Origin of the sequence: Virgisporangium ochraceum (genome assembly GCF_016863655.1) — a bacterium.
GTDB lineage: Bacteria > Actinomycetota > Actinomycetes > Mycobacteriales > Micromonosporaceae > Virgisporangium > Virgisporangium ochraceum.
The window spans coordinates 26,285-38,059 of record NZ_BOPH01000134.1 but is presented as its reverse complement, the minus strand read 5'-3'; the positions used below and the strand labels follow the sequence as shown (position 1 = coordinate 38,059).

Sequence of the window (11,775 nt, the reverse complement as noted above, 5' to 3'; positions counted from 1 at the left end):
CCGTGCGACACGATGATCGCGCGCCTGGCAGGGAGGCGGAGGTTCAGGTGTCGGCTTCGATGCACCTGCCCACCGGGCTGGTGACGTTCCTGTTCACCGACATCGAAGGCTCAACCCGGTTGGCCCGCATGCTCGGTGCGCAGTACCGCGCCATGCTCTCCGAACACCGCGAGGTGCTCGGCCGCGCGTTCGCCGCCGCCGGCGGGGTGCGCATGTCGGTCGAGGGCGACTCGTTGTTCTACGCGTTTGGCGACGCCGCCGCGGCGCTCGCCGGCTGCGTGCGGGCCCAGCGTGACCTCGCCGCGCGCTCCTGGCCCGGCGGCCAGGCACCCCGGGTGCGGATGGGCCTGCACACCGGGCCCGCCGAGCCCTACCACGGTGAGTACGCGACCCCGGTGGTGCACCGCGCGTCGCGGATCGCGTCGGCGGCACACGGCGGGCAGATCCTGTGCTCGTCCACCACCGCCAACGCCGCCCTCGACGGGGTCCGGTCACCCACGGTGACCTTCGCCGACCTGGGACTGCACCGCCTCCGGGGCTTCGACGACCGCGAACGCCTCTTCCAGGTGGTCGCGCCCGGCCTGGAGGTCGACTTCCCGCGGCCCCGCGGGGTCGCAGCGGTCGCGCACAACCTGCCTGTGCCGGTCACCGATTTCATCGGGCGCGGCGCCGAGCAGCGCGACCTGCGCGCGCTGCTCGAACGCCAGCGCCTGGTCGTGGTGGTCGGGCCCGGCGGCGCCGGGAAGACCCGGCTCGCGGTGGAGCTCGCGGCCGGTCTCGTGGCGAACTACGCCGACGGTGTGTGGTTCGCCGACTTCGCGACCGCGGCCGACGCCGACCTGGTCGAGGTCTGCCTCTCCGACGCGCTGGGCCTGCGCCCCGAACCGGGCCGGCCGGTGATCGACACGCTCGTCGACCACGTCGCCGGGCGGCGGCTGCTGCTCGTTCTCGACACCTGCGACGCGTTCCCGGCCGCGGTCGGCGCGCTCATCGCGCGGCTGCTGGCCGGCAGCCCCGGCGTCACCGTGCTGGCCACCAGCCGGGAGCCGCTCGGGCTGCTGGGCGAGCTGATCTGGCGGATCCCGCCGCTCGGACTGCAGGAGGCCGGGTGGAAACGGCCCGGTGACGCGGTGACGCTGCTGATCCGGCGCGCCGAAGCGGCCCGGGGCGGGCGGCCGGTCGCCTCTGCCGAGCTGGCCGACCTGGCCCGGGTCGCGGCCGCCATGGACGGCCTGCCGCTCGCCCTCGAACTCGCCGCCGCCCGCCTCCGGGTGTTCTCCGCGGCACAGCTGGCGGCCCGCGTGCACGACGTGCTGGCCGTCACCGACGCCGGCGTCTCCGCCGCGTCCGTACCGGCCCGCCACCGCACCATGGACGCGACCGTCGACTGGTCGTACCGCACGCTGCCGGCGTCGGTCGCCCGGCTGCTGCGCTGGCTGTCGGTGTTCGTCGGCCCGGTCGACCTGGCGGCGGTGGAGATGGTGCACGGCGCCGACCCCGTGTGCGCGGTGACCACGCTCGTCGACAAGTCGTTGCTGCAGGCCGACGGGGCTTCCTCGCCTCCTTCGGCGACAAACCAGCGACTTCAGTTCCGGATGCTCGACCCGATCCGGTCCTACGCCCGCCGCCGCCTCGCCGAAGCGGGCGAGGAGCGCACCGCCCGTAACCGGCACCTCGCCTGGTGCCGGCTCGCCGCCCGGCAGGCCTACGTCGACCCCGACGGCCAGCCCGTCACGCTGTCGCTGCGCTCGCTCGACCCGATCGCCGACGAGCTGCGCGCGGCCCTGCGCTGGACGGCGAGCGAAGGCAGCGCCCGGGCCGGCCTCAGCATCGCCGGCGCGCTCGACCAGTGGTGGCGCGAACGTGGCCTCGCCCGGGAGGGCCGGCGCTGGCTCCGGCTGCTGTACGCGCGGGTCGACGCCGCCGGCGAGTCGGTGCCGGACGGCGAGCTGGCCGCCGCCTACCACGTGCACTCGGTGCTGGCCGGCGTCGACGGCGAGTACGCCGAGGAGCTGGAGTACTCCCGGCTGGCCGAGGAGGCCGCGTACCGGGCCGACGACCCCGCCCTGCTGGTGCGGGTCCTCAGCGGACGGGGCGCGCCGTTGCTCGACGTCGGCCGCGTCGACGACGCGGAGCGGGTGTGCCGCGACGCGATCGCCTGGGCCACCCGGGAAGGCGTCGCCGGCGACGCGTTGTTCGCGGTCTACACCCTCGCCGAGCTCCTGTGGCTCCGCGGAGACCTCGACGAGGCCGCCGACCTGCTCGCCAGCGCCCGGCCGCTGGAGGCCGGCCGCCCGGTGGAGCGGGGCCGGCGCACCGTCGACATGATCCTGGGCCTGGTCGCGTTGAAGCGGGGTGACCTCGTCGCGGCCCACGAGCACCTGGTGGTCGCGCTGCGGTCGCGGGTGGTCAACGGGTTCCTGTCCCGGGCCGGCGAGACCCTCGGCGCGATGGCCGTGCGGTGTGCACTCGGCGGTGAGCCGCTCCTCGCGGCGCGGCTGTTCGGGGCGGCACAGGCGGCCCGCGCGCGGCTCAAGACGAGCGGTGGCGTCCTCAGCGTCTACTGGGTCGAGCACGAGGCGGCGGTGCGCGCCGTCCTCGGCGACGCGGTGTTCGACTCCGCCTACGCGGCGGGCAGCGCGCTCAGCGTCGAGAAGGCGGCGGCGGTGGCGCTGGCTGTCGAGCACCCCGACCTCGCCGCCGACTCCGCACGGTTCACCCGCGCCTGACTGGTTGCCGGCCGGCAAGCGGTGTGCGGTTAGGGTGTGTTCGTGCCTCTGGACCTCCGCACCCGGTGGGCGGCGCGCCCGCGCGCCAACCCCTGGGTGGCGCGGGTCCGGGCGGTCGACTGGCGCCCGCTCCTGGTGGCGCTGTTCGTCGCCGTGCTGCTCGGGCTCGCCGGTGGATCGCTGGGCCAGTGGATCGGCTGGCGCACCGCCGGCTCCCTGCCCACGGACGCCGAGGCGGAGGCGATCGCCCGGCTGGCCCTCGCGGGTCCGGTCCCGCCGCCGGAACGGCGCGACGAGTTCTTCGGCTACGACCGCAACGACGCCTACGGGCCGGGATACGTCCGGTTCACGATGCCGGCCGACCCGGCGGCCGCGTCGTTCCCGTGGCAGGCGAAGGACATCCGGGTGCGGCTGGACACCGCCGGATGGGCGGTCGACCGGACGTGGGCGATCGACGGTCCCGACGAGAAGAGCGACCCGTCCCGGCGGGCCTCGTCCGACCGGGCCGAGCGGGTCGAGGGTCTGATCTTCGTGGCCGACAAGGGCGACTGGCGGGTGCGGTACCTGGCCGGCCCCGGCGACGAGGCCCGGCTGGAGATCGTGCGGGTCGCGCCGATCGCGGTGCCGGCCGGTGGCGCGCTGGGTTTCCTGGTGTTCGCGGGCGTCGGCTGGCTGATCGGTCAGCGGGCCGCCCGGCGGTTCAGCCACCTCGGCGGCTTCGCCCGTCGCTGCGCGCGGTGGCTGCTGCTCGGGTCGGTGCTGGGGATGCTGGCGCCGCTCGCACTCACGCTGGTGCGGCTCGGTGCGGGTCACGCACAGCTCAGCAGCCCGCAGATCCCGTTGTGGACGGCGTTCGCCGAGCCGGTGCTGATGCCGCTGGCCGTCGCCGCGGTGATCCTTCTCTGTGCGGCCGGTGCCGTCGTGGCCGGCGCGAGCGTGCCGGAACCGGCGCCGGCGGAGCCCCTTGAGCCCGCCCTCGAAGGTGAACCCGAGATGAACGAGCCATTGCGCGAGGGCAACTGAGTCTTCAGGATCGACGGATCTCTCCGAGACCCTGGAGTACTCATGGTCGATCTTCAGAGACGAACCGTCCTCCGTGGGGCGGTCGCCACCGGTGGCGCGCTCGTCGCGGGTCCATTCGCCGGTTTTGCCGCCCGCGCCGATGCGCACGGACGGCCGCCGGCCGAACGTCCACCCCTCGGCCCCATCCCCGACGAACGCGACGGCATCGTGCGGCTCCACCTGCCGCCGGGCTTCAAGTACCGCTCCTTCCACGACACCGAATCCCCGGTGACGCTCGACGACGGCACCGCGCTGCCCGGGCGTCACGACGGCATGGCCGCGTTCCGCGGACCCCGCGGCAACGTCATCCTGGTCCGCAACCACGAGATCAACGGCGCCACACCGGCGTTCGGACCCGGCACCCCGTACGACCCGATGGCACCGGGCGGCACCACCACGGTCGAGGTGACCCGCTACGGCCAGGTGGTCCGCGGCTTCACCAGCCTCAACGGCACCCAGATGAACTGCTCCGGCGGCCCGATGCCGTGGGGGTCCTGGATCACCTGCGAGGAGACGGTCAACGGCCCCGACGTCGGCGCCGACTTCACCGGCGCGCCCAACACCGCGCTGACCCAGCGGCACGGCTTCATCTTCGAGGTGCCGGTCGGTGGACGGTCGGACCGGCAACCGATCACCCGCGCCGGCCGGTTCGCCCACGAGTCGGTGGCGTTCGACCCGCACGAGGGCGCGCTGTACCTGAGCGAGGACAACTTCGGCTGGCCGTCGGGCTTCTACCGGTATGTGCCCAAGCGCAACCCGATGCGCACCGGCCGCATGGACAACCAGGGCCGCCTGCAGATGCTGAAGATCAAGCGGCGCGACAACCTCGACCTGGCGGTCACGCAGCAGCGGGGAGCCCGCTACCAGGTCGAGTGGGTCGACATCGACGACCCGGCGCCGTCGTTCCCCTACACACCCGGCACCCCGGCGTCGACGCCGAACGACACCGCGCTCACGTACGTGTCGCGGCAGGGCTGGGCGCAGGGGGCCGCCTACTTCTCCCGGCTGGAGGGGACGATCTACGACCGCGGGACGGTCTACTTCACCTCCACCCAGGGCGGCGGGCCGGCGGAGACCTCGCTCGGCCCCATCGCCGACGGCTACGGCAACGGGCACGGCCAGGTGTGGGCGTACCACACGCGGTCGCGCACGCTCAGCCTCGTCTACGAGTCGCCGGGCCCCGACGTGCTCGACTTCCCCGACAACGTCACCACGAGCCCGCGCGGCACGCTGGTGGTCTGCGAGGACAACACCAACGACAACTACCTGCGCGGGCTCACCCAGAACGGCGAGCTGTTCGACATCGCGCTGAACCGCCTGGTGAGCTCGCTGCCCGGCAACGCGCCGCGCTACAACGACGAGTTCGCCGGCTCAACGTTCTCCCCGGACGGCCACACCCTGTTCGTGAACATCCAGGCCAGCCGCGGCATGACGTTCGCCATCTGGGGCCCCTGGTCCCGAATCGGCGTCTAACCCCCGCGCCGATCGTTCCGCGCGCCGATCGATCCATGCGCCGATCTTGCAGTTGTGGCCCCCGACAAGGCCGGATATAGCCGGACATAGGTGCGGCCACAACTGCAAGATCGGCGCCAGGGGCGCGGTGCGGCCCCGGCGCCAGGGGCGCGGCGGGAGCTACAGGATGGTCCAGGTGTCGCCGGCGCCCAGGAGGGCGGCCAGCTCCTGTTCGGGGTCGCCGGCCAGCTTGGACTTCGCCGTGTCGAGCTGCTCCCGCACGATCGTGTCGTAGGAGTTGCGCGCGACCTTCCGGAAGACGCCGATCGGCGTGTTGCGCAGGTCCTCGCCGGGCAGGCGCGACAGCGCGAACGCGTACGCGGGCTCCTCGACCGTCTCGTCGTGGATCACGATCTCGCCCGGATCGACCGAGTCGGTCGGCACCACGCGGAGGCCGAAGCCACCGGGCGGGTTGATCACCGACCACTGGTTCTCGGCGCCGAACGTGAGCGGCTGCCCGTGCTCGAGCCGGATCGTGTAGTCGTCGCGGGTCGCCGGCTCCTTCAACGTGTCGAACGCGTTGTCGTTGAAGATGTTGCAGTTCTGGTAGATCTCGACGAACGCCGAACCCTCGTGGGTGGCGGCCGACCGCAGCACCGACTGAAGGTGCTTGCGGTCGGTGTCGAGCGTGCGGGCCACGAACGTGGCCTCGGCGCCGAGGGCCAGCGAGATCGGGTTGAACGGCGAGTCGGCCGAACCGACCGGCGTCGACTTGGTGATCTTCCCGATCTCCGAGGTCGGCGAGTACTGGCCCTTGGTCAACCCGTAGATCTTGTTGTTGAAGAGCAGGATCTTCACGTTGACGTTGCGCCGCAACGCGTGGATCAGGTGGTTGCCGCCGATCGACAGCGCGTCACCGTCGCCGGTGACGATCCACACGCTCAGGTCGGGCCGCGACACCGACAGGCCGGTGGCGATCGCCGGCGCCCGGCCGTGGATCGAGTGCATGCCGTAGGTGTTCATGTAGTACGGGAACCGCGACGAGCAGCCGATGCCGCTGACGAACACGATGTTCTCGCGCGGGATCTGCAGCTCGGGCATGAACGACTGCACCGCCGCCAGGATCGCGTAGTCGCCGCAGCCCGGGCACCAGCGGACCTCCTGGTCGGACTTGAAGTCCTTCATCGCGAGCTTTACAGGGGAGCGCGAGGGTGGCGAAGCCCCCTCGCCGGGATTGCTCGGCTTCAGCGGGATCTCAGGCATTCTTCACGACCTCTTCCAGCATCGTCTCGAGCTCGGCGGCGGTGAACGGCAGACCGCGCACCTGGTTGTAGCCCAGCGCGTCGACCAGGAACTTCGCCCGGATCACGTGGGCGAGCTGGCCCAGGTTCATCTCCGGGATCACCACGCGCTCGTAGCGGCGCAGCACGTCGCCGGTGTTCTTCGGCATCGGCGACAGGTGCCGCAGGTGCGCCTGCGCGATCTCGACGCCGCGGGCCCGCAGCGCCCGGCAGGCGGCACCGATCGGCCCGTACGTGGACCCCCAGCCGAGCACGAGCACCTCGGCCTCGCCGGACGGGTCGTCGACCTCCAGGTCGGGCACCTCGATCGCCTCGATGCGGGCGGCCCGGGTGCGCACCATGAAGTCGTGGTTGGCCGGGTCGTACGAGATGTCACCGGTCTTGTCGGCCTTCTCCAGGCCACCGATGCGGTGCTCCAGCCCCGGCGTGCCGGGTACGGCCCACGGCCGGGCCATGGTCTCCGGGTCACGCAGGTACGGCAGGAACCTGCCGTCGTCGCTGTTCGGCTCGGTGGCGAACTCGACCCGGAGGTCGGGCAGCTCGGAGATCTCCGGCAGGCGCCACGGCTCGGAGCCGTTGGCGATGTACCCGTCGGAGAGCAGGATCACCGGCGTGCGGTAGGTCAGCGCGATGCGCGAGGCCTCGATCGCGGCGTAGAAGCAGTCGGACGGCGAGTTCGGCGCCACCACGGCCACCGGCGCCTCGCCGTGCCGGCCGAACAGGGCCATGTTGAGGTCGGCCTGCTCGGTCTTGGTGGGCATGCCGGTCGACGGTCCGGCGCGCTGCACGTCGACGATCACCAGCGGCAGTTCGAGGGCGACCGCGAGCGAGATCGTCTCGCCCTTGAGCGCCACGCCCGGCCCCGACGTCGTGGTGACGCCGAGCGCGCCGCCGTACGAGGCGCCCAGGGCCGCGCCGATCGCCGCGATCTCGTCTTCGGCCTGCACGGTGGTGACGCCGAACTTCTTGTGCTTCGACAGCTCGTGCAGGATGTCGGACGCCGGCGTGATCGGGTACGCGCCGAGGAACACCGGCAGCCTCGACCGCACGCCGGCCGCGACCAGGCCCAGGGCCAGGGCGATGTTGCCGGTGATGTTGCGGTAGTGGCCGGGCGGCATCTTGGCCGGCTTGACCTCGTACCGCACCGCGAAGTCCTCGGTGGTCTCACCGAAGTTCCAGCCGGCCTTGAACGCCGCGGCGTTGGCGGCGGCGAGGTGCGGCTTCGTGGCGAACTTGCGGTCGAGGAAGTCGAGCGTGGACTCGTACGGCCGCGAGTACAACCAGGACAGCATCCCGAGGGCGAACATGTTCTTCGCGCGCTCGGCGTCCTTCTTGGAGATGTCGTGGTCCTCCAGCGCCTTCACGGTCATGCTCGTGAGCCCGACCGGGTGCACGGTGTAGCCGCTGAGCGAGCCGTCCTCGATCGGGTTGCTGGCGTAGCCGACCTTGGCGAGGTTGCGCTTGGTGAACTCGTCGGTGTTGACGATGATTTCCGCACCACGCGGAAGATCGGGCAAATTGGCCTTCAACGCGGCCGGGTTCATCGCCACCAGGACGTTCGGCGAGTCACCGGGCGTGAGGATGTCGAAGTTCGCGAAATGGACCTGGAAGCTCGACACCCCGGGCAGCGTGCCGGCGGGCGCGCGGATCTCGGCCGGGAAGTTGGGCAGGGTCGAGATGTCGTTGCCGAGCTGCGCGGTCTCCGACGTGAACCGATCCCCGGTGAGCTGCATACCGTCGCCTGAGTCGCCAGCGAACCGGATGACGACACGATCCAACTGGCGAACCTGCTTGGTCACGGGAAACAGACCTCCTCATGCCGGCACCCCGGTGGGCGGGTGGCCGTGGGCCGACGCGGCGGGTATCGGGCAGCGGCGGCGGTGCCGGCCCGCGTCTTTGATTCACCGCCCAGCGTACGTCGGAGCACGCAACGCGCAGTGCGACGGTGAGTTAGATCGCGGAATCCACGCCTGGCTCGGGGCGGCGGCGCAACGGAAGGATAACCATCGCCGCCACCGTCGTGAACACCCCGATCAAGGACACGACGATCGGCAGAACCGACAGGGGTTGACCCACCCGGGATCCGGCGTCGACCGGGTCGATGCCGCTGAACCCGGCGCCGCGTCGGGGCTGGGCGACGGTCACGTCGGGGTCGTCGCCGCCCGTCGGTCCGGCCCGTTCGTCGGGACGCGCGGAGATGAGGACCGAGTACGACGCCTGCCGCGCGGCCGCGTCCTGCCCAGGCGGGGTGAGCGAGCCGTGGACGCTGCCCAGCAGCGGCGCCTCGGCGCGGGCCGCCCGGTCGACCACGAGCGTGAACCGCAGCGTGAGGCGCTGGCCGGCGGGCACCCGGCCGACCTGGCACCGTTCCCGCTCGGCCGACACGCGCACCCGGGTGACGCACTCGGCCGGCACGGTCGCCACCTCGACGCCGGGCGGGGTCACCACGTCGACGGTGCCGTCGGCCCGCACCGACCCGGTGTTGGACAGCCGCACCTCCAGCGTCGTCGGCTCGGTGGACGCCTCGGGGTCGGCCGGGTCGGCGGGCAGGAACGGGTCGCTCACGCCGAGGTCGATGCCCGGGGTCGGCGGACCGGGCGGGAAGTCGATGCCGAAGCGGGCCCGGTCGGTGGCCGTGCGGCCACCGGCGGTCGCCGACACCTGGACCGTGCCGGTGGGCGGGTCGCGCCACAGGCCCGGCGCCACGGTGACGTCGAGGGTGATCGTCGCCGCGCTCCGGGGCGCTATCCGGCACGTGACGACCAGTGAGTCCGCGGTGCAGCCGGGTCCGCCCTCCGACCGCGCCAGCTCGACGCCGGGCGGGAGCGTGAACCGGGTCTCGGCGGTGACCGGCGGCGTGCCGGTGTTGCGTACCCGCGCCTTGAGCGGGTACGTCTCCGTCAGGCCCTGCCAGTAGCCGGCGCCGACCGGGATGTCCTCGGCGGTCACGGCGACCGCGGGAGCCGGCGGCTCCGACGGGCTGCCGCTGACGGTCGGGTCGGGATCGGGCACGGGCGCGGCTCGTCCAGGAGCGGTCCCCACCGGCAGCACGGCCGCGATCGTGGCGATCAGCCCGCCCACGACGGCGGCCCTCAGCCCTCGCCTCCGCCGCGCCATGGTGCGGACGATAGCCCCTGTGGTCGGTACGCTGCGACGGTGACCGGTTACCTGGGGTCGTACGCGACGCTCGGACTCACCCTTCTGGGCGCGGTGGTGGTGTTCGTCGGCGCGTTCTCCGCCAACCGGCTGCTCCGTCCGCGGCGCCCGACGGCCGGCCCCGGCAAGTACGAGACGTACGAGTGCGGCCTCGACCCGGTCGGCGGCGACTGGGCACAGGCGCAGATCAGGTACTACGTGTACGCCTACCTGTATGCGTTGTTCGCGGTCGAGAGCGTGTTCCTCTTCCCCTGGGCGGTGATCTTCGACCGGCCCGGCTTCGGCGCGGCGGCGATCGTCGAAATGGCGATCTTCGTGGCGGTGCTCGCGCTGGGGCTGCTCTACGCGTGGCGGAAAGGCGTCCTCCGCTGGACGTAATAGGTGGTCGGTTTCACACCCGTTCGGCCGACGTGCCACGATCGGCACATGACGTTGCTGTACGTCCTCCTCGGCGCACTCGTTGTCGGCGCGGTCGCGTTCGGGGTCGCGGTGCTGGTCACCGGCGCCGACCCGGGTCTCGCCGCGGAAGAACCCGAAGGATCCTCGGTACCGTTGCCGGGCCACCGGCCGCTGGCCGAGCAGGACTTCCAGGCGCTGCGGTTCGACACCGGCCTGCGCGGCTACCGGATGTCGCAGGTCGACTCGGCGCTGCGCCGGGCGGCCTACGACGTCGGCTACAAGACCGAGCTGGTCGCGGTGCTGGAGGCCGAGGTCAGCGCGCTGCGCGAGGGGCGGCAGGAGGAGGCCGACGAGCTGCGCAAGGCGCGGATCGCCGCGCTGGGCGAGCAGCAGCACCGGCCCGATCCGGACCTCGACGAGAACGGGAACGAGAACCAGATCGAGAACCAGATCGAGAACCTGAACCGGGACGCCGCGCCGGAGCCGGAAGAGGCGACCGCGGACGAGCCCGAGCCCGTCCAGCTGACCAAGGACGACAAGTCGGAAGCGGTGGGTGAGCGCTCGTGACCTCCGACGGCCCGTCGTCCACGGCCGGGCTCGGCGACGCCGCCCGCCCGGGAGCCGGCGAGGTCACCGCGACGGTGATCGTCAACGCGCCGGCCGAGAAGGTGTTCCGGGCGCTGGTCTCCTGGGAACGGCAGGGTGACTGGATCCCGTTCACCCAGGTGCGCGTCGTGTCCGGCGACGGCGGCGAGGGCTCGGAGATCGAGGCCGTCACCAAGGTCGGGCCGGCGGTGCTGCGCGACGAGCTGACGGTGGTCAAGCTCGACCCGCCGCGCACCGTGCACGTGGTGCACCACGGCAAGGTGCTGCGCGGTCCCGGCGTACTGCGGTGCACGCCGATGGGTGGCGACCGGACCCAGGTGGTGTGGCACGACTGGTTCCACCTGCCGGGTGGCGCGGCGGGCCGGGTCGCCTGGCCGGTGGTGTGGCCCGGGTCCAAGTTCAGCCTGACGGCGGCGCTGAAGCGGTTCGCGAAGCTGGTCGAGGCGGGACGGCTCCCGTAGTTCTGTCGTAGGGCACGGCTATCTTTCAGGCGTGCCGGATCTGGTGGTTGGTGAAGACGGCCTGGCCCGTTGCGGCTGGTGCGTGTCCTCCGATCTGTACATGGCCTACCACGACGACGAGTGGGGGCGGCCGCAGCGCGACGACCGGACGCTGTTCGAGAAGATGAGCCTCGAGGCGTTCCAGTCGGGGCTGGCGTGGATCACGATCCTGCGCAAGCGCGAGAACTTCCGGAAGGCGTTCGCCGACTTCGACGCCGCCACGGTCGCCGGGTTCGGGGAGAAAGACATCGACCGGCTCCTGGCCGACACCGGAATCGTTCGCAACCGGCAGAAGATCGAGGCGACCATCCACAACGCCCGGGTCCTGGCCGACCTGCCGCTCCCGCTGAGCGACCTGCTGTGGTCGTTCGCACCCGAGCCCCGCCCGGCACGACTGGACAGCTTCGCCGAGTTCCCGGCCACCACCGCCGAGTCGAAGGCGATGGCCAGAGACCTGAAGAAACGCGGCTTCCGGTTCGTCGGGCCCACCACGGCGTACGCGCTCATGCAGGCGATGGGCATGGTCGACGACCACCTCGAAGGCTGCCACGTACGCGTGATGTGATGTAG

Annotated in this window: 10 protein-coding genes; 7 read left to right on the top strand and 3 right to left on the bottom strand. The window is 72.1% G+C overall.

The genetic code is table 11. From position 1 onward, the window contains the following. Window positions 1–47: 47 nt before the first annotated feature. The 3 genes from Voc01_RS46545 to Voc01_RS46535 are packed head-to-tail and all read left to right on the top strand — an operon-like array spanning window position 48 to window position 5,264. Window positions 48–2,729 carry an ATP-binding protein gene (locus tag Voc01_RS46545; protein ID WP_203934205.1) on the top strand — a complete coding sequence of 894 codons (2,682 nt, stop codon included), beginning with the start codon at window positions 48–50 and terminating at the stop codon, window positions 2,727–2,729. 42 nt (window positions 2,730–2,771) lie between these two features. Continuing rightward, window positions 2,772–3,752, top strand: a complete 981-nt coding sequence (locus tag Voc01_RS46540; RefSeq protein ID WP_203934204.1) for a hypothetical protein — start codon at window positions 2,772–2,774, stop codon at window positions 3,750–3,752. A gap of 42 nt (window positions 3,753–3,794) precedes the next feature. Beyond that, entirely contained in the window at window positions 3,795–5,264 is a 1,470-nt protein-coding gene (locus tag Voc01_RS46535) for a PhoX family protein (protein ID WP_203934203.1), read from the top strand. 159 nt (window positions 5,265–5,423) lie between these two features. Here Voc01_RS46535 and Voc01_RS46530 read toward each other — a convergent pair whose 3' ends face one another. The 3 genes from Voc01_RS46530 to Voc01_RS46520 all read right to left on the bottom strand — a co-directional run bounded on the left by Voc01_RS46530 (window position 5,424) and on the right by Voc01_RS46520 (window position 9,661). Beyond that, window positions 5,424–6,428: a 2-oxoacid:ferredoxin oxidoreductase subunit beta gene (locus Voc01_RS46530; RefSeq protein ID WP_239160992.1), complete on the bottom strand. Its 1,005-nt coding sequence runs from the start codon at window positions 6,426–6,428 to the stop codon at window positions 5,424–5,426. Window positions 6,429–6,498: 70 nt separating this feature from the next. Beyond that, entirely contained in the window at window positions 6,499–8,343 is a 1,845-nt protein-coding gene (locus Voc01_RS46525; RefSeq protein WP_203934201.1) for a 2-oxoacid:acceptor oxidoreductase subunit alpha, read from the bottom strand. Between the two features lie 151 nt (window positions 8,344–8,494). Next, on the bottom strand, window positions 8,495–9,661 hold the full coding sequence (locus tag Voc01_RS46520) for a hypothetical protein (RefSeq protein ID WP_203934200.1): 1,167 nt from the start codon (window positions 9,659–9,661) through the stop codon (window positions 8,495–8,497). A 39-nt stretch (window positions 9,662–9,700) separates the two neighbouring features. Between Voc01_RS46520 and Voc01_RS46515 the strand changes: the two genes are divergently transcribed. The 4 genes from Voc01_RS46515 to Voc01_RS46500 are packed head-to-tail and all read left to right on the top strand — an operon-like array spanning window position 9,701 to window position 11,770. Continuing rightward, window positions 9,701–10,078 carry an NADH-quinone oxidoreductase subunit A gene (locus Voc01_RS46515; protein ID WP_203934199.1) on the top strand — a complete coding sequence of 126 codons (378 nt, stop codon included), beginning with the start codon at window positions 9,701–9,703 and terminating at the stop codon, window positions 10,076–10,078. 48 nt (window positions 10,079–10,126) lie between these two features. After that, window positions 10,127–10,666 (top strand): DivIVA domain-containing protein, encoded by a 540-nt coding sequence (locus tag Voc01_RS46510; RefSeq protein ID WP_203934198.1) that lies wholly within the window; start codon window positions 10,127–10,129, stop codon window positions 10,664–10,666. Beyond that, a complete protein-coding gene (locus tag Voc01_RS46505; protein WP_203934197.1) occupies window positions 10,663–11,166 on the top strand; it encodes an SRPBCC family protein in 504 nt (167 codons plus the stop codon). Before Voc01_RS46510 ends, Voc01_RS46505 begins: the two co-directional genes overlap by 4 nt. Window positions 11,167–11,197: 31 nt before the next feature. Continuing rightward, window positions 11,198–11,770: a DNA-3-methyladenine glycosylase I gene (locus Voc01_RS46500; protein WP_203934196.1), complete on the top strand. Its 573-nt coding sequence runs from the start codon at window positions 11,198–11,200 to the stop codon at window positions 11,768–11,770. Window positions 11,771–11,775 lie beyond the last annotated feature (5 nt).

Coding starts and splice junctions, on each gene's coding strand:
- Voc01_RS46535 (WP_203934203.1), top strand. CDS start 3,795: ATGGTCGATCTTCAGAGACGAACCGTCCTCCGTGGGGCGGTCGCCACC.
- Voc01_RS46530 (WP_239160992.1), bottom strand. CDS start 6,428: ATGAAGGACTTCAAGTCCGACCAGGAGGTCCGCTGGTGCCCGGGCTGC.
- Voc01_RS46520 (WP_203934200.1), bottom strand. CDS start 9,661: ATGGCGCGGCGGAGGCGAGGGCTGAGGGCCGCCGTCGTGGGCGGGCTG.
- Voc01_RS46510 (WP_203934198.1), top strand. CDS start 10,127: ATGACGTTGCTGTACGTCCTCCTCGGCGCACTCGTTGTCGGCGCGGTC.